The organism is Rheinheimera pleomorphica (genome assembly GCF_011634895.1).
Lineage (GTDB): Bacteria > Pseudomonadota > Gammaproteobacteria > Enterobacterales > Alteromonadaceae > Alishewanella > Alishewanella pleomorphica.
Genome location: NZ_SIRR01000006.1, coordinates 1 through 22,216, shown reverse-complemented (window position 1 = coordinate 22,216; position 22,216 = coordinate 1). Strand labels below are relative to the sequence as shown.

General features: G+C 51.6%; 17 protein-coding genes. 8 read left to right on the top strand and 9 right to left on the bottom strand.

Annotation, left to right across the window (positions count from 1 at the left end):
* Nucleotides 1-175: 175 nt before the first annotated feature.
* The 3 genes from EYB30_RS06500 to mtnA all read right to left on the bottom strand — a co-directional run bounded on the left by EYB30_RS06500 (nucleotide 176) and on the right by mtnA (nucleotide 2,334).
* Entirely contained in the window at nucleotides 176-430 is a 255-nt protein-coding gene (locus EYB30_RS06500) for a hypothetical protein (protein WP_166838108.1), read from the bottom strand.
* A 92-nt stretch (nucleotides 431-522) separates the two neighbouring features.
* The gene (locus tag EYB30_RS06495; protein WP_166838107.1) at nucleotides 523-792 is read right to left on the bottom strand and encodes a hypothetical protein; all 270 of its coding nucleotides are present in this window, start codon (nucleotides 790-792) and stop codon (nucleotides 523-525) included.
* Between the two features lie 510 nt (nucleotides 793-1,302).
* Nucleotides 1,303-2,334: an S-methyl-5-thioribose-1-phosphate isomerase gene (gene mtnA, locus EYB30_RS06490; protein WP_166838106.1), complete on the bottom strand. Its 1,032-nt coding sequence runs from the start codon at nucleotides 2,332-2,334 to the stop codon at nucleotides 1,303-1,305.
* 86 nt (nucleotides 2,335-2,420) lie between these two features.
* Here mtnA and mtnK point away from each other — a divergent pair, with 86 nt between their 5' ends.
* Nucleotides 2,421-3,623, top strand: a complete 1,203-nt coding sequence (gene mtnK / locus EYB30_RS06485; protein ID WP_166838105.1) for an S-methyl-5-thioribose kinase — start codon at nucleotides 2,421-2,423, stop codon at nucleotides 3,621-3,623.
* Nucleotides 3,624-3,654: 31 nt separating this feature from the next.
* Here the strand turns inward: mtnK and EYB30_RS06480 are convergent, their stop codons facing one another.
* Together EYB30_RS06480 and EYB30_RS06475 are read right to left on the bottom strand one after the other, a co-directional pair.
* Nucleotides 3,655-4,254: a redoxin domain-containing protein gene (locus tag EYB30_RS06480; protein WP_166838104.1), complete on the bottom strand. Its 600-nt coding sequence runs from the start codon at nucleotides 4,252-4,254 to the stop codon at nucleotides 3,655-3,657.
* A gap of 31 nt (nucleotides 4,255-4,285) precedes the next feature.
* On the bottom strand, nucleotides 4,286-6,358 hold the full coding sequence (locus tag EYB30_RS06475) for a protein-disulfide reductase DsbD family protein (RefSeq protein WP_166838103.1): 2,073 nt from the start codon (nucleotides 6,356-6,358) through the stop codon (nucleotides 4,286-4,288).
* A 223-nt stretch (nucleotides 6,359-6,581) separates the two neighbouring features.
* On the opposite strand from EYB30_RS06475, the gene EYB30_RS06470 reads away from it, so the two are divergent.
* The 3 genes from EYB30_RS06470 (at nucleotide 6,582) to msrA (ending at nucleotide 11,497) form a co-directional block, all read left to right on the top strand.
* Nucleotides 6,582-8,846 carry a TonB-dependent receptor gene (locus EYB30_RS06470; RefSeq protein WP_166838102.1) on the top strand — a complete coding sequence of 755 codons (2,265 nt, stop codon included), beginning with the start codon at nucleotides 6,582-6,584 and terminating at the stop codon, nucleotides 8,844-8,846.
* Between the two features lie 252 nt (nucleotides 8,847-9,098).
* Nucleotides 9,099-10,181 carry a low-specificity L-threonine aldolase gene (gene ltaE / locus EYB30_RS06465; RefSeq protein WP_166838101.1) on the top strand — a complete coding sequence of 361 codons (1,083 nt, stop codon included), beginning with the start codon at nucleotides 9,099-9,101 and terminating at the stop codon, nucleotides 10,179-10,181.
* 56 nt (nucleotides 10,182-10,237) lie between these two features.
* Nucleotides 10,238-11,497, top strand: coding sequence for a peptide-methionine (S)-S-oxide reductase MsrA (msrA, locus tag EYB30_RS06460; RefSeq protein ID WP_166838100.1), 1,260 nt, complete (start codon nucleotides 10,238-10,240; stop codon nucleotides 11,495-11,497).
* A gap of 241 nt (nucleotides 11,498-11,738) precedes the next feature.
* On the opposite strand, the gene ppc is transcribed toward msrA, so the two are convergent.
* Both ppc and EYB30_RS06450 read right to left on the bottom strand, forming a co-directional pair.
* Complete coding sequence (ppc, locus tag EYB30_RS06455; protein ID WP_166838099.1) at nucleotides 11,739-14,369, bottom strand: phosphoenolpyruvate carboxylase; 2,631 nt, start codon at nucleotides 14,367-14,369, stop codon at nucleotides 11,739-11,741.
* A gap of 182 nt (nucleotides 14,370-14,551) precedes the next feature.
* Nucleotides 14,552-17,062: a TonB-dependent receptor gene (locus EYB30_RS06450; protein WP_166838098.1), complete on the bottom strand. Its 2,511-nt coding sequence runs from the start codon at nucleotides 17,060-17,062 to the stop codon at nucleotides 14,552-14,554.
* Nucleotides 17,063-17,390: 328 nt separating this feature from the next.
* Here EYB30_RS06450 and EYB30_RS06445 point away from each other — a divergent pair, with 328 nt between their 5' ends.
* Nucleotides 17,391-18,125 carry a LytR/AlgR family response regulator transcription factor gene (locus EYB30_RS06445; RefSeq protein WP_166838097.1) on the top strand — a complete coding sequence of 245 codons (735 nt, stop codon included), beginning with the start codon at nucleotides 17,391-17,393 and terminating at the stop codon, nucleotides 18,123-18,125.
* Nucleotides 18,126-18,179: 54 nt separating this feature from the next.
* Nucleotides 18,180-18,890 carry a VC0807 family protein gene (locus tag EYB30_RS06440; RefSeq protein ID WP_241697984.1) on the top strand — a complete coding sequence of 237 codons (711 nt, stop codon included), beginning with the start codon at nucleotides 18,180-18,182 and terminating at the stop codon, nucleotides 18,888-18,890.
* Here EYB30_RS06440 and EYB30_RS06435 read toward each other — a convergent pair.
* Together EYB30_RS06435 and EYB30_RS06430 are read right to left on the bottom strand one after the other, a co-directional pair.
* Nucleotides 18,877-19,713, bottom strand: coding sequence for an ion transporter (locus EYB30_RS06435; RefSeq protein WP_166838096.1), 837 nt, complete (start codon nucleotides 19,711-19,713; stop codon nucleotides 18,877-18,879). The two genes, EYB30_RS06440 and EYB30_RS06435, sit on opposite strands and share 14 nt — an antisense overlap.
* 96 nt (nucleotides 19,714-19,809) lie before the next feature.
* Nucleotides 19,810-20,775: an integron integrase gene (locus EYB30_RS06430; protein ID WP_166838095.1), complete on the bottom strand. Its 966-nt coding sequence runs from the start codon at nucleotides 20,773-20,775 to the stop codon at nucleotides 19,810-19,812.
* Nucleotides 20,776-21,011: 236 nt separating this feature from the next.
* Here EYB30_RS06430 and EYB30_RS06425 point away from each other — a divergent pair, with 236 nt between their 5' ends.
* Nucleotides 21,012-21,569, top strand: coding sequence for a hypothetical protein (locus EYB30_RS06425; RefSeq protein WP_166838094.1), 558 nt, complete (start codon nucleotides 21,012-21,014; stop codon nucleotides 21,567-21,569).
* 94 nt (nucleotides 21,570-21,663) lie between these two features.
* Complete coding sequence (locus tag EYB30_RS06420) at nucleotides 21,664-22,074, top strand: hypothetical protein (protein ID WP_166838093.1); 411 nt, start codon at nucleotides 21,664-21,666, stop codon at nucleotides 22,072-22,074.
* Nucleotides 22,075-22,216: the final 142 nt, after the last annotated feature.

Below are 22,216 nucleotides of genomic sequence, written 5' to 3'. Positions count from 1 at the left end.
GTTATGAGCGTAATAGCCGCAAAGTACAGCTGTTATAAGCACGCATTATTTATGCATCAGGATAAGTAAGCTGGCTGGTGTTGCTTTTTCAGCAACACGGCGCCCCAAAATGCGTGTTTAGCCAGCTGATCATATGAAGTAGCGCTTTTAGGGAAACTGTCAGATTTAACAGCCTTTACAGCAGGGAAAACCAAAGCGGGAGGAATAATTCAACAAGTATTGCAATGCCAGCAACGGCGTAGATGTTGCTATGGTATCGGCTGACTAGCCAACCCCATTCTGCATCAAGCTTTGTATTGCCGCCCCCACAGCTAAAAACCGGGCTTTGTGCATACATTTTTGGGGTGACGAATGAGAGGAAATCGGCGAGCATTGTTTTTACATTCATGGTTTGTGAGTTTTGGTGAATGATCTGCTCGGAAACTGCCATGAATGTTTCCTGCGCTTCTTACTATTTTTTATCTACGCCATTCGTGGGAATTCGTCAGAAAGACTACAGAGATAAAAACTCCGCAAGGAGAATTATTCCTGTGATTTTGAGAAATCTTTTTCATTTTTCTTCCATAAGAAGTAACCAAAAGTAAAACCCAGCACTGAACACAAAGGAAGTCCAAGCTTCAAGTCAGAAACCAATCTAGACCAGTCAACCTCATAAAGAACTATATCTACGATGTGCCTGCCCAGAAAAACGCTACAAAATAGGAGCAGTCCCCACGACAGCACGCCTTTTTTAATACAGAACCAAACAAGACCTTGTTCTCTTTCTGCACACCACGGTTTGGACTCAAACATATAACACCCTTTGAATTATTAATATCTAATAAGCCACACTGACGACTCTTAGATCTTGTGTGGCTAAATTTAAAAATTAATAGTTATTTGTATACTACCGTCTTCTCTACACTCTTTATATTGCCACCAACAAATCCAAAGCCTGCAGACATGCCGGCCCCACAGCACCCAGGGCCGCCCCCGCGGGCCCAACTGCGCCACTCACTTTGTCGACTTGATCAAATTTTAGCATTTGCATCCTATCTCTCCTTGAGACGTTTTTAAGTTTAAAGGTTTGCTCGTTATGAGCGTTCTAGCCGCAAAGTACAGCTGTTATAAGCACGCATTATTTATGCATCAGGATAAGTAAGCTGGCTTGTGTTGCTCCTTCAGCAACACAGCGCCCAAAAATGCGTGTTTAGCCAGCTGATCATATGAAGTAGCGCTTTTAGGGAAACTGTCAGATTTAACAGCCTTTGCAGCAGGGAAAACCAAAGCGGATGGAATAACTTAACAAGTATTGCAGCACCGTTACTTGCCGGTAAACTGCTGCAAGACGCCGGCGGCGATATCTGCCTGTGAGTACACCCCTGTGTCCAGCACCCAACCGGTGACCAGTTCAGCGGGTGTCACATCAAAGGCCGGGTTGAATACCGGTGCTTGTTCCGGTGCCCACGTCGCTTGGCCAAAACCACCGCTAACGCCGCGCACTTCATCGCCATGACGTTGCTCTATCGGGATAGCGCTGCCATCGGCGCAGGCCAGATCGACCGTGGTATGCGGTGCCACCACGTAAAACGGTACCTGATGATAATGCGCCAGTACCGCCAGCGAGTAAGTACCCACTTTATTGGCAAAGTCGCCGTTGGCGGCAATACGGTCCGAGCCGACAAAGATGCGGTCTACCTGGCCGCGCGCCATTAGCATGGCGGCCATATTGTCGCAGATCAGCTGATACGGAATACCCAGTTGTTGGCACTCCCAGGCGGTTAAACGCCCGCCTTGCAGCAGTGGCCGGGTTTCATCTACCCACAAGCGGATGTTTTTGCCTTGCTGATGCGCCAGATTTATCACCCCCAGCGCAGTGCCGACACCGGCGGTAGCCAAACCACCCGTATTACAATGGGTTAACAGCTGCTCGCCTTGTTGCACCAGTGCCGCGCCGTGTTCGGCCATGCGCTGACACAAGGCGACATCCTCGGCAAAGAGCTGCTCAGCGCAGGCGATGGCAGCGGCTTTAAAATCATTCTGCGCCAGCGCGGCTATCATGCTATCGAGGTTATTCATCAGGTTGACGGCGGTGGGCCTTGCGGCGCGCAGTACTTCAGCGTCCAACAGTAATTGCTCCCGGCTGTCGCCAACACTTGCCCGATACGCCAGTAGTAAACAGGCACCAATGCCAATGGCCGGCGCACCGCGTAGCTGCAGCGCTTTAATCATGCTAACCATATCACTCACTGTGCTGCACTTTAGCCAGCGTTGCTGCTGTGGCAGTAACGTCTGATCCAGCACATACAGCAGGCCTTGTTCAGTTTTCAGACTCAGGGCGGTTAGGTTTTTCATAGCTTATTCCTGTTTGGCGTTGCAGACGTCTATCAGGTTTGCGATTATGCAGCCCAGCTTTAATCAACACAAGTAAGAGACCCCCTATGGCAGAATACCGCACCTTTACTAATGATGATGCTATGCGCTTTGCTGATGAACACAGTGGCCTGTTTGGCGATCACAGTAAACTTAGCTGTGAGGAGTTTGGTGATGGTAACCTGAACCTGGTGTTTCGGGTAAGTAACGACAAAGGCAGCAGCCTGATTGTCAAGCAAGCCCTGCCGTACGCGCGCTGTGTTGGTGAGAGCTGGCCGTTAACCATAGACCGCGCCCGTATTGAAGCCGAAGTACTGCTGAAGCACCGCAAGCTCTGCCCCGAGCATACGGTAGAAGTTTTGCATTATGATGCTGAGCAGGCCGCCATTTTAATGGAAGATTTAAAAGACTACCGCATTTTGCGCAGCGAGCTGATTGCCGCTAAGCAGTTCCCGCACCTGGCAGAGCAACTGGCAAGCTATATGGCCAACACCCTGTACTACAGCAGCGACTTTGCCTTAACCGGGCCAAATAAAAAGCAGCAGGTCGGCAAGTTTTTAAACCCTGAGCTGTGTCTGATCACCGAAGATTTATTTTTTACCGATCCGTACTGCAACCACGAGCGCAATAATATCCACAGCGGGATTCGTGCTGAAGCACAGCAACTGTGGCATGACGAAGTGTTGCAGGCTGAAGTCGCGCAGCTGAAGGCCGACTTTTTATCTAAACCGCAGGCCTTACTGCATGGCGATCTGCACAGCGGCAGTATTTTTATCAACGATGACAACTGCAAAGTTATCGACGCCGAGTTTGGCTTTTATGGCCCAATTGGCTTTGATGTGGGTAGCCTGCTGGGCAATTTACTACTGAATTACCTTGGCCATTTCGGCCTGACTGCTGATGCCGCTGCACGCGAGACACAGCAGCAGTATTTACTTGCGCAAATCGAAACGCTTTGGCAACAATTTAGCCGCCAGTTTAGCGCGCTGATGAGCAGCGAATGCCGCGAGCCGGCGCTGCAAAACAGCCTGTATCAGCAACGTTTTATGCAGCAGATTTGGGCTGACAGCTTAGGCTATGCCGGCTGTGAGCTTATTCGCCGTACGGTAGGCCTGGCGCATGTTGCCGATCTGGACACTATCGGCGACAGCGCAGTGCGCGGCCAGTGCGAAGCTAAAGCCCTTAAGCTTGGCCGCGAGCTGATACTGCAGCGCCACAGCCTGTCCAGCATGGCACAAATGCTCACCCTGCTGCGCTATCAACAGGGTTAATTGGCAGCAGGATAAGCGCTGGCGGCGCAGCCTAATATTTTACGCTGCAGCCATAAGGTTTAGTCACCGCCGGATCAGGCGTCTGGCCGGTTAATACCGCTTTGGCCGCGTTAGCAAAATAGGGCGTGGCTTTGGCGATATCCTCGACCTTGGCCGAGGGGATACTGTCGATACCGCCCATATACTGCAGTACGCCGGCTTTATCAATAACATACATATGCGGTGTGGTTTTGGCATCATAGGCTTTACCCACTACACCGCTTTCGTCAAACACCACCGCCGTTGGCAGTGCACTGCGGCTGGCGGTTAACTCATCCGCTTTAGCGCCGCTGACATGGCCCTGCTTGCCTGGTGCGGAAGAGATCACGCTGAGCCACACCACATTCTGTGCTGTCATTTCAGCCTGCAATGCCTGCATATTGCCGCTGTAATGTTTTTTCACGAACGGACAATCATGGTTAGTCCACTCCAGCACCACATGTTTACCGGCAAAATCTTTTAGGTTATGGCTGTTGCCTTTGGAGTCAACCACCGTAAAGTCGGGCGCCGGCGCGCCTACCTGTGGTGCGGCCGCCAGCCCGAGTGAAAACACAGCAGCAGACGCTGCCAGCACCAGTTGAGTTAGTTTCATCTGCATTACTCCTGTTTTATCGTGTTGCACATTAAGGTTGCCGACTTAATCGCTCCAGCGTGGTCGCCAGCGTGTCGGGGGTTAAAATTTGCGGCAGCACTTCTGGCGGCTGCCCCGGCCAATACACCACATACAGCGGCACGCCATCGCGCTGATACAAGCGTAAATACTCGGTGATAGCCGCATCACGCAACGTCCAGTCGCCTTTTAAATAGGTCACATCGTACAGTGCCAGCGCAGCTTTACTGCTGTCGGTATTCAATGCCACCCGCTCATTGACTAAACAGGTAATACACCAGTCGGCGGTCATATTCACCAGCACCGGTTTACCGTCGGCGCGCAGCTGCTGCAGTTTTTCAGCTGACCAGCGTTGCCAGTGCTGGCTGCTTTGCGGCTGCGCCAGGGTGGCGGTTTGTGTCGGTGCCCATACCGGCAGCAACAACGCCAACAGCAATAACAATAACGCCAATACCACGCTGACCTTACCCGCCTGCGCCAATTGCTTACGGCCCCATAACCAACAGGCTGCTGCGATACACACAGCACCAACTAATACCAACGCTTGAGCGTCAATACCCACTTGCCGGCCATAGACCCACAGCAGCCATGCCGCACTTAAGTAAAGCGGATAAGCCAGCCACTGTTTCAATGTTTCCATCCAGGCACCGGGCCTGGGTAGCAGGCCGGCAACGCCCGGCACAAACGCCAGCAGTAAGAATGGCAATGCCATGCCCAGCCCTAAGGCAACAAACACCGTAAGCGCCACGGCGGCATTTTGGCTTACCGCATAACCCAGTGCCGTGCCCATAAAAGGCGCCGTGCAGGGGCTGGCCACCACTACCGCCAGCACGCCGGTAAAAAATGCGCTTTTACTGCCGTTGCCAGCCGTTAAACGGGTGCCACTGTTCATTAACCCTAAACCAAACTGCACCACGCCGGATAAACTTAACCCCAGCGCCAATAGCAGATACACCAATAGCGCCACCAGATAAGGGCTTTGCAACTGAAAGCCCCAGCCCACCGCCGCACCGGCGCTACGCAGCGCAAGCAGCAGTAGTGCCAGCGCCACAAAGCTTAGCAGCACCCCAAGGCTGTAAAATATGGCGTCGCGCTGTTGCCGGCTGCGTTGCTGGCTGTTGGCGGCAATGCTCAGCGCTTTTAATGACAACACCGGAAACACGCACGGCATTAAGTTAAGCAGCAAGCCGCCGCTGGCCGCCAGCAATAATATCAGCCACAGTGCAGTATCGGTGTTTTGCCCGGCCGTGATCAGAATTTCGGTACCCACCTGCCCAGCCTGTTGCAGCTGCAGACTGTAAGCACCGTTGTCGGTTATGACTACCAGCTCCAGCTGCGCAGGCGCAGTAGTAAAATAGGTATTTAAAGGCTGCTGCAGCAGGAGCTGACCATTGTGCAGGCTGATTTGCTGGGCCGCGGCGTGATCCACCAACTCAGAGGCAGCGACAAAGAATTGCCGTACCTGAGCGCCTTGCGGCCAGTCCAGCACAGCAGAAAAGGCACCACCGGTGGTATCAAAGCGACCGTCATTGTTAAGCGGTACCGGCTGCTGTTGCTGTGCCTGCGTAAATAAGCCCTGATATTGCTCTGCGGGTAATGGCTCTGCCGCTACCGGCAGAGTAAGGCTAAACTGCGCGTCGGCGGGGATACACACTTCTTCACACACCAGCCAGTCAACCTGTAACTGGATCGGCAGGCTGTCAGCAGAGTAATCCGGCGCTATGCTCAGCTCAGATAACAGTATGGTCTGGCCTTCAAAGCCATAGTTCATCAGAGGTGGCAACGCGATAGCGCTGGGTGTTGGCCATTGAATAGCACCCGCCGTCACCCCCTTGGGCAACTGCCAACTTAAACTGGTCGCCAGGCCAGAATCACCGGGGTTTTGCCAATAGGTATGCCAGTGTTTGTCGGGCACAAAATGCAGCGCCAGTTGCACGCGCTGGCCCGGTGTTACCTGCCGGTACTGGCTGACCAGCTCAGCCTTTAAATGGCTGGCACTTTGCCAACCGCTGCTGACGGCCTGGGCAGGCCCACTGAAGCAGGCTGATAACAACAATGAAAATAGCAATCGCATCAGGTTAGGCATAGCAGTCTCTGGTTAGGTGCCTGTAGCGACTACGAGCCTACACCGGTTTCGATCAGGTTGCTTAGAAATTCAGCGCAAAACTACGGCAAATTGAGCATTTTGCGCGACAAACTGCTATATTAGCCCAGGTTTAGCGTTAATGGCCGCTGTGGTCACTCCAGCAAAATTGCCGTTACCAAACACACACAACTTCGCAAAAACTATCAATAAAAGGTTCACCTTAATGAAGCCATTTACCAAGTCAGCGTTATCTGCGGCGATGCAAGCTGCTCTGTTCGGCGCAGCTGTTGGTCTTTCTCCTGTGCTGATGGCGCAGGAAAGTGACAAAGACCAGGGTGCAAAAGAGCAGGAACTGGAAACCATCACGGTAACCGCGCAAAAGCGCAGCCAGAGTATTCAGGAAGTGCCGATCTCGATAGCGACACTGTCAGGCGAGAAGTTTGATACCATTTTCGCCTCCGGCGACGACATTACTGCACTGGCGATCAAGGTGCCGGGCTTATATGCCGAAACTTCTAACGGCCGTGCTGCGCCACGTTTTTATATCCGCGGTTTAGGTAACACTGACTTTGACTTAGCCGCCTCGCAGCCGGTGTCCATTATTATGGACGACGTGGTAATGGAGAACGTGATCTTAAAAAGCTTCCCGCTGTTTGACGTACAGCAGGTAGAGGTGATCCGCGGCCCGCAGGGCACGCTGTTTGGTCGCAACACCACAGCCGGTATTATCAAGTTTGACAGCGTAAAGCCACGTCAGGAATTTGATGCCTATGTTAAAACCACCCTGGGCACTTTGGGTCAGTTGAACCTGGAAGGTGCAGTCGGTGGCGGTTTAACCGATGAGCTGTCAGCCCGCGTGTCATTACTATCACAACACCGCAGCGATTGGGTAGATAACAGCTTTAGCGGCGAAAGCGACGCCATGGGCGGCTATAATGAACGCGCTGGCCGGCTGCAGTTTTTATATGAAGCTGCCGATTTTGATGCACTGTTAAATGTACACTCACGCAACTACGATGGCACCTCATCACTGTTCCGCGCCAATATCCTCTCCCCCGGCAGCGACAAGCTGAATGACAACTACGACCGCGATACCGTGTCATACGACAACCCCACCGCCAACAGCCAAAGCTATGATGCCTGGGGTGCTTCATTAAAACTGGATTTCCAGTTAGACGGCATGACACTGACCAGTATTTCAGCGCTGGAACGCGCTGACGGTGGCGGTATCGGTGATATCGACGGCGGCACCCCGAATGGCCCAGATTTCATTTTATTCCAGGCCGTAACGGAAGATCAGTTAAAAGACTTAAAGCAATATACGCAGGAAATCCGTTTAGCCAGTGATACCCGTGATGCCTTAAGCTGGCAGGTCGGTGGTTTCTATTTTGATTCCACCTTTGGAGTAAACAGTATCGATGGTTTCTTTGGTGCCACCGAAGTGTTCCATGGCAACACCAGCTGGGCCCTGTTTGGCCAAACGTCTTATAAAATTAACGACAAATTGGATATCACCGGCGGTATCCGTTATACCGACGATGTGAAAACCTTCTCAGTCGGCCAACAGAATGTTGACGCTATAGCATTGATTGTTGAGCCACCGGCGGCGGCGATTCAAAACTACGACCCGATCAAGGTATCAGATGACCAAATTAGCTGGGAGTTAAGCGCCAACTATCGTTTAACCGATAAGACCAGTTTATTTGCCCGTGTTGCTGATGGTTTCCGTGCCCAGTCAATTCAAGGGCGCGATGTCGCCTTTGAAAAATCCCCTTCAGTTGCTGATTCTGAGACTATTACCTCTTTTGAGGTGGGAGCTAAATCAGACCTGCTGAACAACACTTTACGTGTTAACGGGGCACTGTTTTACTACACCATAGATGATATTCAATTATCCGCTATCGGTGGCGAAACCCAGGGTAATCAGTTAATTAACGCTGACAAAGGTGTTGGTTACGGTTTCGAATTCGACTTTGACTACCGGGTATTACCAAACCTGAGTATTGGTGGTGGTTTTAGCTACAACAAAACCGAGCTAAAAGATGATGCACTTACCGTAGCTTATTGCGGAGCGCTGAACCAGAACTTCCAGCCTTACTGTACGCCACTGGATCCAAGCGCCGGAGGCAATCTGGTGTATATTGACGGCAACCCGTTCCCGCAGGCGCCGGAAACCATTCTGACGTTAAATGGCCGTTATGATTTCCCGATTGAAAGCGGTGAAATATACATTTATGGCGACTACCAGCTGCAGGGTAAAACCAATTTGTTCCTGTATGAATCAGCCGAGTTCAAGTCGAACAACAACTACGAAGCCGGTTTACGCGTAGCTTATATCAACTACGACAATAACTACGAAGTAGGTGTATTTGGCCGTAATATCACGGATCAGGACAACTTAAAAGGCGCGATCGATTTCAATAACCTGACCGGTTTTGTTAACGAACCACGCACCTTTGGTGTCGACTTTAAGATTAATTTTTATTAATCGTTGAGCTGCTGCGAATCGACTTGCTCTAAGTCAACCGTTGAAGGCATGGATGCCTGAGTCGAGCCCCCAGGGAAGGGTTTACGGCGCGTTGACGTGGGCGAGCCGGTTTGCAGCTTCTAACCAATAAGCTTCTCCTTTTTGCGTTCACATCACTTTATTTCAGCGAATAGTTCTGCACTTCAACCCATTCTGATTGCACAACCTTACACCGCGCCTTAGTCTGTCTACAGCATAATTATGGAGCACAGCATGGCCGATTTTCGCAGCGATACCGTTACTCAACCCTCTGTTGCAATGAAACAGCGTATGTTCAGCGCAGCGCTGGGCGATGACGTATTTAACGATGACCCCACTACGCTGGAACTGCAATGCACAGCCGCTGAACTGCTGGGTTTTGAAGCCGCGTTATTTGCCCCCAGCGGCACCCAGACTAACCTGATAGCGATGATGAGCCATTGCCAGCGTGGTGATGAGGCCATCGTCGGCCAGCAGTGGCACACTTACAAGTGGGAAGGTGGCGGCATGGCGGTGCTGGGCTCTATTCAGCCACAGCCGCTGGAGCTGCAAAATGACGGCACCTTAGCGCTGAGCGATATTGCCGCAGCGATAAAACCGGACGACCCGCATTTTGCCCGTACGCGCCTTATCGTGATTGAAAACAGCGTCGGCGGTAAAGTATTACCGCTTAGCTATATGCGCGATGTGGCGGCACTGGCTAAAGACGAAGGCTTAGCCTGCCATATCGATGGCGCGCGGCTAATGAATGCTGCCGTGGCGTTAGCGCCACAGCATAGCCTAACGCCACAGCAGATGGCGCGTGAACTGTGCCAGGGATACGATTCGGTATCCTTGTGTTTATCCAAAGGCTTAGGCTGCCCGGTTGGCTCTTTGCTGCTGGGCTCGAATGCGTTTATCGCCCGGGCGCGGCGGGTGCGTAAGATGCTGGGCGGTGGTATGCGCCAAACCGGCATTTTAGCTGCCGCCGGTTTATATGCGCTGCAGCACAATATCGACAGGTTGGCCGATGATCATGCTAATTGCCGACATTTAGCCGAGGGTTTAACCACCTTAAGCGCGCAACTGCCGGCGCTGCAAGGCAAGCTTGTGACATTGCCGGTACAAACCAATATCTTGTTTACTGATGTTGAACTCAGCCTGGCAGAGCAGCTAGTGCCTTACTTAGCCGAACGTGGCATTAAGCTGACCGGCAGTAATTACCAAAGTGCCAATGGCAGCATTAAGCGACTGCGCTGGGTGTGCCATCTGGATATCAGCCGCGATGATATTGAGCGCACACTGCAAGCGGTAACGGAGTTTGCTGAAAGCGACTAACCCTTTTGCCTGTCTATTACGTATAAGCCTTCAGGTAATAACAGACAGAGGTAGTGATGTTAACTCAGTTTATCCGGCTGTGTGCCCTAACCATGCTGTTTAGCGGCAGCGTCATAGCCAAGATGCCCGCTACCGAGCATATTGACAGCATTGTGCTTGGCGCCGGTTGTTTCTGGGGCGTAGAAAAACGCTTTGAAGCCATGCCGGGCGTTATTGATGCGGTATCCGGTTATGCCGACGGTAACGGTGTAAAACCCAGCTACCGCGTGATTACGCAAAAGCGGCATCAGTTTAACCCGAATAATCACGCTGAAGTGGTAAAGGTGCGCTTTAATCCGGCGCAAATCAGCCTGGATACACTGCTCAAGCGCTATTTTGAAATGCACGACCCCACGCAGCTTAACCGCCAGGGCAATGATATTGGTACCCAGTACCGTAGCATTATCTTGACCAACAGTGATGCGCAGGCAGCGACAGCGCGCCAGCTTAAAGCGGAATATCAACCGCTGCTCAGCGCTGCAGGTTATGGTGTTATTGCTACCCAGATCAAACCACTGCGCGAGTTTTTTCCGGCCGAAGATTATCATCAGGACTATATCGCGAAAAATCCCAATGGCTACTGCCCGGATCACAGCACCGGCGTGCGCTTTACTGATACGCCAGTGCCGCACACAGCCAGCGTGGATAACAATGCCTTGTTAAGCGGTAAGCATATACTAGTGATCGATTCTGCAAGCTACTGCCCTTACTGCGAAAAGTTTAAAGCGGATACCGGCAACGCCTATCAGGGAGATATCCCGCTGCATTACCGCTATGCCAGCCAGCTGCAGGGGCTGCAAATCAGCTCACCTACCTGGGCCACACCAACCATTATTTTGTTGCAGGATGGCAAAGAAGTGTTTGGCCGCCAGGGCCTGTTAAGCAGTGAGGAATTTTATCGGCTGCTGGGCAAATTTAAACTCGGCGCCAGCGAGGCCTTTAATGTTGCCTTTGATGAAGGTACCGATGCGCGCTTTTGCCAGCAGTATGAAATCTTTAAAAATACCCCGGACGGCGTCTTTGTCGATAAGCTTAGCGGCGCACCGCTGTTCGACACCCGCCACCGCTTTGACTCCGGCACCGGCTGGCTGTCATTTACCCGGCCGGTCGCCGGGGCGGTAATTGAAAAACCGGATAACCGCTACGGCATGCGCCGCACTGAAATTCGTGCCAAGGTATCCGGCATCCATTTAGGCCATGTTTTTGATGACGGTCCAAATGGCCAGCGCCGCTACTGCATTAATGCCACCGTGCTGGATTTTGTGCCGCGGGGCTAGGACCTGATGCGTGGGAGGGGTAAGATTTACTCTAAGCCGACCGTTGACGGCATGGATGCCGGACAAATTCGTCAGGAACGAATTTGAACAGCTTTGCTGGTCCGCAGGATAAACTTCAAGGATGAAGTTTATAATCGAGCCTACAGGGATCTATCCACGGCGTGTCGGTGTGAGTAAATGTTATCCCTCAGATAGAGAAAACCGGCAGATTATGCCGGTTTTCTTATTTGCTAACGAGCCCCTAACCAGAATTTCGCATACCGGCAGCAATACCGGCGATGGTCACCATTAAGGCACGGCTGATGGTCGGGCTTACCCGCTCCGGTTGATGCCTGACCCGGTGCAGCAACTCAGCCTGCAGGATATGCAACGGGTCAACGTAAGTGTTGCGCAGCATTATCGACTCTCTGATCCAGCTCTCTTTCGCCATTAGCGTATCGCTGTGGATCAGCTGTAGCAGCAGCTCGCGATCGGCCGTTAACTGATCACGCAGCTGCTGGCCTAAGTGCTTGAGTTCGTCCGGCACCAGCACCTTGTCGTAGTAAGCGGCAATGTCGCTGTCGGCTTTTAAAAACACCATTTCCAGCATCGACATGCGGGTGGCGAAAAACGGCCACTGCTGCTGCATTTCATCAAGCAGTTCTGCTTTATTCTGTTCGGCCGCTTTGGCTAAGGCCGAGCCGGCACCAAGCCAGGCTGGCAACATTAGGCGGTTTTGCGACCAGGCGAAGATCCACGGTATCGCGCGCAGGCTTTCTACGCCGCCGGTCGGGTTGCGTTTGGCCGGCCGGCTACCCAGCGGCAACTGGCCCAGCTCTTGCTCGGGCGTGGCGGCGCGAAAATACGGCACAAAGTCTTTGTTGTGCCTAACCACAGCACGGTAGGCTTCGCAGGAGTCTGCAGAGAGCCGGCTCATCAGCTCGCGCCAGCTTTGCTTGGGTACCGGTGGTGGTAATAACATGCCTTCGAGCACGGCACTGGCATACAGCGCCAGACTACGCTCGGCTAATTTGGGCAGGCCAAATTTAAAGCGGATCATCTCGCCCTGCTCGGTCACCCGTAATCCCCCCGCCAACGAGCCTGGCGGCTGGGATAAAATAGCGGCATGCGCCGGGCCGCCGCCGCGGCCGATAGTACCGCCGCGGCCATGGAACAGCGTCAGTTGCACCTTGGCCTGCTGGCAAATCGCCACCAGGGCTTCCTGCGCGCTGTATTGCGCCCAGGCGGCGGCAAACACACCAGCGTCTTTAGCCGAGTCGGAGTAACCAATCATCACTTCCTGTTTGCCGTTAATATAACCGCGGTACCAGTCGATACTCAGCAGTTTGCGCATACAATCGGGTGCGTTTTGCAAATCGCTGAGCGTTTCAAACAGCGGCGCCACCGGCATCGGGAAGCTGATGCCAGCTTCTTTTAGCAACAGTTGTACTGCCAGCACATCGGACGGTTTGCCGGCCATTGAAATAACATAGGTGCTGAGCGCTTCGCTGCCATGGCGGGCGACGATATCGCAGGTGTCCAGCACTTCCTGCACATCGGCTGATGGCTGCCAGCTTTTCGGAAACAGCGGCCGCCGGTTGGCCAGCTCGGCCAGTAAAAATGCCTGGCGGGCGCCCTCGTCCCAGGCGGCATAATCGCCCAGGCCGAGATATTGCGTCAGTTCGCCGAACACCTGAGCATGACGGCCGGCATCCTGGCGGATATCCAGCTTGAGCAGTGTTAAACCAAAGGCGTAAGCGCGGCGCAAGGTGTCGAGCAATTTGCCGTTGGCAATAACGGCCATACCGCAATCAAGCAGCGACTGATAGCACAGCAGCAAGGGGTCAAGTAATTGCTGGTTATGCCAGATCAGATCCTGCGGTCGCTGCAAGCGATCATGCTTTAACGCTTCGGTTAACCAGTCCCGGGTATGCAGCAAGCCGCTACGCAGCTTGTTCAGCACCTGCCGGTAAGGCTCGCTGGCCTCGCCTGCCACCTCAATGAGCGCCGGGCTGGCCTGATACATCGACAACTCGCTGCTGAGCAGGTCTAAATCTTTGGCAAACAAGTCAGCGGCTTTCCAGCGGCTGAGTAACAGCACCTGTCGGGTCACCTTGGACGTCACAAAGGGGTTGCCGTCACGATCACCCCCCATCCAGGAGGAAAACTTTACCGGCGCCGCATCCAGTGCCAGGCCCTGACCGGTTGCACTTAGCAGCTTGCCATCCAGCTCGCGCAGAAAATCCGGTATCGCCTGCCACAATGAGCTTTCAATGACGGCAAAGCCAGATTTAGCTTCATCCACCGGTGTGGGTCGCTGTTCGCGAATTTCATTGGTGTGCCAGGCCTGAGCAATTAACTCACTTAAACGCTGCTCTACCCGCTGTTGCTGCGCTGGTGTTAAATCCTGCTCTAACTCGGTTAAACAGCCGGCAATTTCGGTTAGCTTATGAATAAGGGTACGGCGCGAGACTTCGGTAGGGTGTGCTGTAAGCACCAGCTCTATCGATAAATTAGCCACCGCCTGCTGCACCTTAGCCGTGTCCAGTTGTTTGTCAGCCAGCAAACTAAACAGCTCTTGCAGTGGCTCGGGCTTTTCGATACTGGCATGACCAATACGGCTGATACTGTGATGCTGCTCGGCTAAATTGGCCAGATTCAAAAACTGGGCAAACGCCCGTGCCACCGGCAGCAGTTCATCATCGGTTAAACTTTGCAGCACCTGCTTTAACTTGTCGGCTTGCAGCTCTTCCCCCTGGCGCGCCGCTTTGGATAACTGGCGAATTTGCTCTACCCGCTCCAGCAGCGCGTTGCCTAACTGGCTGCGAATAGTATCGCCCAGCTGGGTGCCCAGTAACCCGACATTGCTTTTTAATGCAGCATAATGATCCATCTTGCTTACCTCAGTTAGCCTGTGTGCTACCACCCTAGCTGGTAATTAACTGGTACTCAACATTGATTGATTACAAAGTGGGCAACGGAATTGGTAAGACCAAATAACCAAAAATAAAAACACGGCGTGCACCGCAAAAAAAGCCCGCCATTACGGCGGGCAAACATCAGGAAGCTGATGAATTAGAACTTGTAGCTTACGCCACCGTAGATCTGGCGACCGATAGTGTCGAACACTTCCGGCACTGTGCCACCATCGCTGCCGTTCGCCACATACGATGGCTCTTCGTCAGTCAGGTTTTTCACGCCCAGCGACACACTTAAACCGTCAGTAATAAAGTAGCTGGCGGCGATATTGTGATACAGCACGGCATCAATGCGTGAGCCGTCAGCCAGGAAGTCGGTTTTACCGATGTAACGGTTAAAGTAGGTAACAGTCCAGTCGCCCTGGCCGGCCTGCAGGCTGAAGTTATTGCGTAGTTCAGCGTAGCCACCAAAGTTACCGTCGATGGTGTTGGTGTAATCAATGCCGTCCTGCTTAAACTTCAGTAACCAGGTGGTGTCGTTGTTGATTTTCCAACTTAAACCCAGTGCATCAAAGCGGTACGCCACGTTAATATCGACACCGCTGGTGTCCTGGTTACCGACGTTAGTCAGCGGGTTGGTAAAGTTAGTCAGGTCACCTGCCAGCGTAATATTAAAGGTGTCACAGGATGCCTGATCGCCGGCAAAACAGTTATCCAGGCCAGCCTGCGCATCTAAACGGGTAATGGCATTGGACACTTTAAAGCGCCAGTAATCGACTGTTAACGATAAACCGTCAATTTGCACCGGTGACAATACCAAACCTGCAGTAAACGACTCAGACTCTTCCGGCTTAATATTGGCATCTGAGGTGTAGTTCACCAGAATTTGCGGGTCTTGCTCATTGCCCCACGGGTCGGTTAAGTAGTCGTATGAGCCGGTGTTACCGCCATACAGCTCGCTGACGTTTGGCGCCCTAAAACCGGTAGCCGCTACCGTACGCAACATTACTTCGTCTGATAATTCATAGGTTAAGCCCACTTTCCAGGTGCTGGCTTTACCAAAGGTTGAATAGTCGTCAAAGCGCAGTGCAAATTCGCCGGTCAGTTTGTCGCTAAACGGTACGCTGACTTCCTGATAGAACGACACTACGCTGTAGCTGCCTTTGGTCGGGTCTTGCTGTGCTGCTGTGCCTTCACCGGCCACAATCACCGGATCCGGGTTGTAGAAACCGGCGTCGCGGCGATATTCTGCGCCGATGGCAAAACCGACAGCACCGGCGTCTAAGTCAAATAAATCACCGTTTAATACGCCGGCAATAATACTTTGCGAGTTACCGCCATCGGCCTGCTCTAAATAGCCAATGTCGTTAACAATAGCGCTGCTCAGCGGTGCGCCGCTGAACCAGGCCGCCTGATTGGCATAGACCGAGTTTTCCATTTGCACGGCGTTAATGGAATTGGCTACCGAGGTATCGGCTTCATTTTTACCGTAAGTGTACGACAGCTCCCAGTTTATGCCGGTGTGTACATCCAGATTACCGGCTAAGGCTGCCGACAAACGCAGGGTGTCGGTGTCCTGCGCATAAATACGCGGGCCAACATCGTTAGTGCGGCGACGGTAGTTAATACGGCCGGTATCATCTGCCGCTAAGCCGCCAGCCAGCATGGCCGGGGTTAAGGTAATGCAGTTTTGCAAGGAGGCACCCGGCGCACCACAGACATCCAGCATAATATCACCCGGCTGCGGCGCTAACTGCTGGTCTGACTTACGCTTGGTGTATAACGCATCGGCGCTCAGCACTAAATCGTTATCCAGCTCTTGCGTGGCATTAGCAAACAGGCTGTAGCGTTTGCTTGGGGTTTGGTACCAGCTGTCTTTGGTAAAGTCGTAACCGCTGCTGCGCGCTACCCATTCGCCGTCGGCATTTTGTACCTTGCCGCCCAGACTACCGGTAGGGATAAACGAGCTGCTGCCCGGCTCTGTCCAGTCACGGTCTGACTGTATTACACCTTTACGATCGGCATAGGTTGCGCCGACAGTATAGTTGCCGCTGTTAGTGCTAAAACCATACAGGGCGCTTAGCTCACCGGTTTCACCATCGCCTTTGTCAGTGCTGCTGGCGTTCAGATCCAGCTGTACGCCGTCGAAGTCTTTTTTAGTGATAATGTTGATTACGCCGGCAATGGCGTCAGAGCCATACACGGCTGAGGCGCCATCTTTTAAAATTTCGACCCGGGCAATCATCGCTACCGGAATGGCGTTTAAGTCTACCGCGCTGTCGGCACCCGAGCCGGAGTTCACCATACGGCGGCCATTCAACAGCACTAAGGTACGCTGGGCGCCCATACCGCGTAAATCTACCTGGGCTACGCCGTCGGCGCCATTGTTAGTAGTTGAACCTACTGCCGCACCGGCCATTGAGGTTTGTGCCTGCAGCAGCTGATCAACAGAGGTAAAGCCTTCAACCCGGATAGCGGCTGCATCAATCACCGTTACCGGCGACGCGGTTTCCATATCCTGGCGCTGAATGCGTGAGCCTGTTACTTCAATGCGTTCTACCTTGGCCACTTCTTGCTGTGCCATGGCCGTAGCCGTTACGCCTAGCGTGGACATTGGTAATGCCAGCATGGCAAAGCGCACGGCTTTACTAACTAATGATTGTTGCATGTAATTCCCCCTGGACGCCGTAAAACGGCTGCCTTTGTTATAAGTGGTGGTTTTTCCGGCGCTGACGCTACTGCCGTTTTGTTGCCAATACCAGCACAAAGTCACCAAAGTGCGGCCTGGCGTGACCAACAGGAGGAAAACTGCAACGAGCCTGGCAGCTGTGTAAATTTGTAAAAACTGCTGCCAAAGCCAGAGAAAATAAGACCAGCGCTATACATTCATCTTTGTATCTTTGTTAAACTGCGCGCCCTTTATGCCCAACGGCACAACCCGCTGACAACACCTAATGCCATCAGCGCCGTATTATTTTTACTTTCCCGGGTCGGATATGAAATTACGTTGTTTAATAGTGGACGACGAACCTTTAGCCAGGGCTGGCATAAGACATCTGCTGAGTCAGCAGCAACAATTTGAAATTATGGCTGAAGCCGATAACGGCACCGATGCCTTACGCCTGGCGCAGCTGCATCAACCGGATATTATTTTTCTCGATATTCAAATGCCCGGCTTAGATGGCCTGAGTGTGCTCAAGCAACTGGCCAATAAGCCAGAGGTTATTTTCTGTACCGCCTATGCCGAGCACGCCGTCACGGCCTTTGAATTAAGTGCCACCGATTATCTGCTAAAACCCTTTAGTGCCGAGCGCTTCCAGCAGGCCTTGTTTAAAGCCTGTAGCAAAATTATTGCCCGGCTCAGTGGCTCAGCGCCAGCGGCAACAACTTATGCTGATCGCCTTACTATCCGCGATCCGGGCCGGTTGCGCATTGTTGACGTCAGCGACATCAGCTGGATAGAAAGCGCTGGCAACTATGTTGATATTCATGTTTATTCGCAGCAAAAAAGCTATCTGCTGCGCGATACCATGGCGGCGATAGAGAAAAAACTCGACCCGGCGCAATTTGCCCGTATCCACCGCTCTAGCATAGTGCGCAAAAGTGATATTGCCGAGCTGCGTCCCGGCGATAAAGGCGATGCTGAAGTGATTTTAAAGTGCGGCGCCAAACTAAGTATGTCGCGACGCCACCGCGCTGCACTGGCCGATTTGTTGGGTCAGTTAAACTAGCGCTGGCAGCAATAAAGCTTGATATACTGGCTGCAAAGCCTTGTTGAGATTGCAATGATGACGACACAACCACAAACCGCACCGGCCAGGAAAAAATCCGGCTTTTTATCTAACTTACTGATAAACGTTGTGATACCGGCGGTCATTTTAAGCCGCTTTAGCGGCGATGATACGTTGGGCCCGGTGTGGGCCGTGGTCGTCGCACTGGCGTTTCCGCTGCTGTTTGGCCTGTGGGAGTTAAAGCAGAGCGGTAAGGTAAATTTTTTCTCGGTACTGGGTATTATCAGTGTGCTGCTAACCGGTGGTATCAGCCTGCTGCAGCTGCCGCCGTCTTATATCGCCATTAAAGAAGCCCTGGTACCGGCGTTAATAGGCATAGTGGTGCTGGTTAGCCAATACACCCCCTACCCGCTGGTTAAAAAACTGCTGATTAACCCCGAGCTACTGGATCTGCCCAAATTAGAACAGGCGCTGGCCGCACAAAATAACAGCGCCCTGTTTAACCAACGCATGGGCCGGGCCGGTTACGTGGTGGCGGCGGCGTTTTTCTTATCGTCGGTGCTTAACTATATTCTGGCCAAAGCCATCGTCGTCAGCCAGCCTGGCACCAGCGCTTATGCGGAAGAGCTGGGCCGTATGACCTGGCTTAGTTACCCGGTAATAGTGTTGCCTACTATGGTAATGTTGATGGGCGCTATTATTTATATGTTTGTGCAAATTGGCCGGCTAACCGGCCAATCGCTGGAAGACTTTATTCTGCAGTAGGCTTTTTCAACTCTGTCCGCAGCTGCACTAACTCTTGCTGCAGCTGCTGCATTTGCACCAGCAGTTGGTGCTGGGTTGCCACATCGGCATCATGCTCGGCTTTATGCTCTTCATCGTGCATGCTTTGCACCGCATTCACGATAACAGCAATAAATAAATTCAGCATGGTAAAGGTGGCGATTAAGATAAAGGGCACAAAAAAGGCCCAGGCATAGGGGAATTGCTCCATCACTGGCCGCGCTATACCCATAGACCAGCTTTCCAGCGTCATTATCTGAAACAGCGTATACAGCGATGCGCCTAAGCTGCCAAACCAGTCCGGAAAGGCCTGACCAAACAGCTTGGTTACCATCACCGCGGCTACGTAATAAATTAGCGCCAGCACCATGGCAATAGACAGCATGCCATTAAGCGACTGAATAAGCGCGCCAACAATTTTGCGCATTGACGGCACAAAGGTCAGTACCCTTAGCACCCGCAGCACCCGTAGCGCCCGCAGCACGGCAAAAGGCCCGCTGGCCGGTACCAGCGCGATGCCCACCACTATAAAGTCAAACACACTCCAGCCGTCTTTAAAAAACGCCAGCCGGTGCACAAACAAACGAATGGCAATTTCTACTACAAACACCACCAGTATGGCCTTATCCAATGCCAGTAAATAAGAGCCAAAGGCTGCCATCACACCGGGCATGGTTTCCATACCCAGGATCACGGCATTAATTAAAATCAGCGCCAGTAAGGTGCGTTGCACCAGGCTGTTTTCAATAAATTGCCTGCATCGCTCTCGCAACGTTGGCGCGGCTATCACGGTGTCACTGCTCATACGGCTACCTTAAGCAAAAGAAGTGGCTAAATTGGCGCTATTGTATGCCAGCGGTAACGGCCGTCAATGGCTTTGCAGTAGTAATAGGTAAAGGCTTTACAGCAGTTGCGACAGCGGGCTTTTTACCCCAGCCGCACCACGATTAAGCACATGGGTATAAATTTGCGTGGTGCGTACATCGGTATGCCCCAGCTGCTCCTGCACAGTACGGATATCGGCACCGGATTCTAATAGGTGTGTAGCGAAGGAGTGACGCAGGGTATGACAGGTGACATTTTTGCTGATACCGGACTTTTTTGCGGCAATTTTAATTTCGCGCCTGACGCAACTCTCGTCCAGGTGGTGGCGGCGCAGAAGCTTAGAATCTGGATCGACGCTAAGCTGCAAAGACGGAAATAAATACTGCCAGCCTAGCTCTTTAGGTGCATTAAGGTACTTACGCGCCAACGCATAAGGCAACCAGCTTCCCGCATAATCGGGGTTTGCCAAATCGGCCTGAAAATATTGCAACACAAACTGCGTTTGTTGTTTAAGTGATGCCACTAATTCTGCGGCCAAAGTTGTACGGCGGTTTTTATTGCCCTTACCCTGCCACACCATGACCGACAGGTAGTCGTAGTCAATATCATGCACACGCAACCTAACCGCCTCCATCAGTCGCAAACCACTGCCGTACATCAACTGCGCCAGCAGCTTATAGCGCGGTTCAATAACCCGTAACAGAGCAAAAACTTCACTGCGGGTGAGCACTACCGGTAGCTTAGGGGAAAGCTGTGAGCGATTAAAGTTCAGGTTTAAAGACAAGGGTTTTTGCAACACCGTTTTATACAAAAAGCTCAGCGCATTAAGCGCCGACGCCTGGGTGCGTGGTGCAACATTACGCTGATTGGTTAAATACGATAAAAAGCGCTCGACATCCTGTTCGGTTAACTGTGCCGGATGCTGTTTTCTGTTAAACAAGATGTACATCTTTATCCAGTACACATAAGCTTCCACCGTCCGTTTAGCATAACGGCGGGCGTACATAAACTCAGCGATATACTGCAAAAACGGCGATGCCATAACATTTCCCTTAAAACAATTTAAATGTACGCATATACAGTAGTAGGTAAATTTATTGTAAGCAAATTAATCGCAAGGTTTAAACCCGCTTTCTACACCTACCGATAGGCAAACCGTTAAAATTCTGTTGATTTGGGTAGGGTTATTGGATAGTTTGTTGCCAATTATTAAAGATAGAAGGGAGCAAGCACTGCGTGAAAGCGTGCAAGCTCCAATTTATTAAGCTGTTATATGCCATGAAACATCAGCTGCTTTTTATAGTTTTTATGAATTTATTCTTGGTTGGCTGCATCGCCAAACCTAGAGGAACTTACTATCAACCTTTTCACCCACTTGGTCAGTCATTGTCTCGTTCGTGCGATCATAATAGCAATAAAGAACGCATTGAAATCCCTATTGTCGAAGGCGTTTTGCTTCACTCCTCTTTAATTGAAGAGAATGCCGGCACCTTTGTGCTATCAATCAGTTTCGTTTTAGAAGAGGGCAAAAGCATAAGACTGCTTTCAGACAACATTTCCGTTCAGACCAATGGGAATAAACCAATGATTTACTCGCTGAAGGAATGGCAAGACGGAGTTTTAGTCGGTGGAGTAGTAAAACAGAATTACCATGAAATGATACTCACCTATAACAAGTCTTTTGGTGAAAAAGTAAATATTGGCGCAAACATCGGTGATACTCTGAAAATCGAAGTTCCAGAAGTTGAAATTTCTAGTGGGCGGATAAAACTTGCTCCAATTGAATTTAAGAAGATGTCTGGGGAGGTACAGTGGCTACCGAAACTGAATTGCTAGCATATAACAAGCGCAATCACAACGGGCCTGCGGCCCTCGACTCACAACAAGTTGCTCGCGTGTGTTGCGGGCGTTATGCAACCAGTGAGCACCGATGAAATATTGCAGTTTAGATAAACATGACAAGCTCTCTTTGAACTTGGACTCTAGCAAGTTTATAGGTATTTATTGTTGTTTCTTTATCTCACTTGCCTTCACTATTGACACACCAAGTGCCGAACGCTGGATTTTTACAGTTGTATTTGCGGTTTCATCGCTTTTAATGTTTTCCTGGGCAAATGAAGTGAAGTTGATGGTAAAGCGCTTGGTGGGTTACCGTTTTTACACACTTACAACATTTGCATTAGTTCCTATGGTTGCAGTGCCTTGGTTTTTTGAAATTCCATCTGGCATCACAATGACACTAACGCTTCTTGTAAGCCTAAATTGCTTAGTATGGCCTTTTGTTACCGTCAGTGAGTATGAGAAAAATTACACTGCAATATTTGGGTTAATGGATGCATAACAATCGCCATCAAAATGCCGCTTCGCGGCTCGACTCGCAACACGTTACTCGCGTTTGTGGCGGGCGTTGGTATGACTCCCCACGTCAAGCAGGTTGAGTAAAAACCTGCTCATTTAAGAACCATCTTTTACCGTTAAAGCGA

Excerpts from the sequence above, each read along its gene's own strand:
- EYB30_RS06500 (WP_166838108.1), bottom strand. The coding sequence starts at position 430 with ATGGCAGTTTCCGAGCAGATCATTCACCAAAACTCACAAACCATGAAT.
- EYB30_RS06495 (WP_166838107.1), bottom strand. The coding sequence starts at position 792 with ATGTTTGAGTCCAAACCGTGGTGTGCAGAAAGAGAACAAGGTCTTGTT.
- mtnA (WP_166838106.1), bottom strand. The coding sequence starts at position 2,334 with ATGAAAAACCTAACCGCCCTGAGTCTGAAAACTGAACAAGGCCTGCTG.
- mtnK (WP_166838105.1), top strand. The coding sequence starts at position 2,421 with ATGGCAGAATACCGCACCTTTACTAATGATGATGCTATGCGCTTTGCT.
- EYB30_RS06480 (WP_166838104.1), bottom strand. The coding sequence starts at position 4,254 with ATGAAACTAACTCAACTGGTGCTGGCAGCGTCTGCTGCTGTGTTTTCA.
- EYB30_RS06475 (WP_166838103.1), bottom strand. The coding sequence starts at position 6,358 with ATGCCTAACCTGATGCGATTGCTATTTTCATTGTTGTTATCAGCCTGC.
- EYB30_RS06470 (WP_166838102.1), top strand. The coding sequence starts at position 6,582 with ATGAAGCCATTTACCAAGTCAGCGTTATCTGCGGCGATGCAAGCTGCT.
- ltaE (WP_166838101.1), top strand. The coding sequence starts at position 9,099 with ATGGCCGATTTTCGCAGCGATACCGTTACTCAACCCTCTGTTGCAATG.
- msrA (WP_166838100.1), top strand. The coding sequence starts at position 10,238 with ATGTTAACTCAGTTTATCCGGCTGTGTGCCCTAACCATGCTGTTTAGC.
- ppc (WP_166838099.1), bottom strand. The coding sequence starts at position 14,369 with ATGGATCATTATGCTGCATTAAAAAGCAATGTCGGGTTACTGGGCACC.
- EYB30_RS06450 (WP_166838098.1), bottom strand. The coding sequence starts at position 17,062 with ATGCAACAATCATTAGTTAGTAAAGCCGTGCGCTTTGCCATGCTGGCA.
- EYB30_RS06445 (WP_166838097.1), top strand. The coding sequence starts at position 17,391 with ATGAAATTACGTTGTTTAATAGTGGACGACGAACCTTTAGCCAGGGCT.
- EYB30_RS06440 (WP_241697984.1), top strand. The coding sequence starts at position 18,180 with ATGATGACGACACAACCACAAACCGCACCGGCCAGGAAAAAATCCGGC.
- EYB30_RS06435 (WP_166838096.1), bottom strand. The coding sequence starts at position 19,713 with ATGAGCAGTGACACCGTGATAGCCGCGCCAACGTTGCGAGAGCGATGC.
- EYB30_RS06430 (WP_166838095.1), bottom strand. The coding sequence starts at position 20,775 with ATGGCATCGCCGTTTTTGCAGTATATCGCTGAGTTTATGTACGCCCGC.
- EYB30_RS06425 (WP_166838094.1), top strand. The coding sequence starts at position 21,012 with ATGAAACATCAGCTGCTTTTTATAGTTTTTATGAATTTATTCTTGGTT.
- EYB30_RS06420 (WP_166838093.1), top strand. The coding sequence starts at position 21,664 with ATGAAATATTGCAGTTTAGATAAACATGACAAGCTCTCTTTGAACTTG.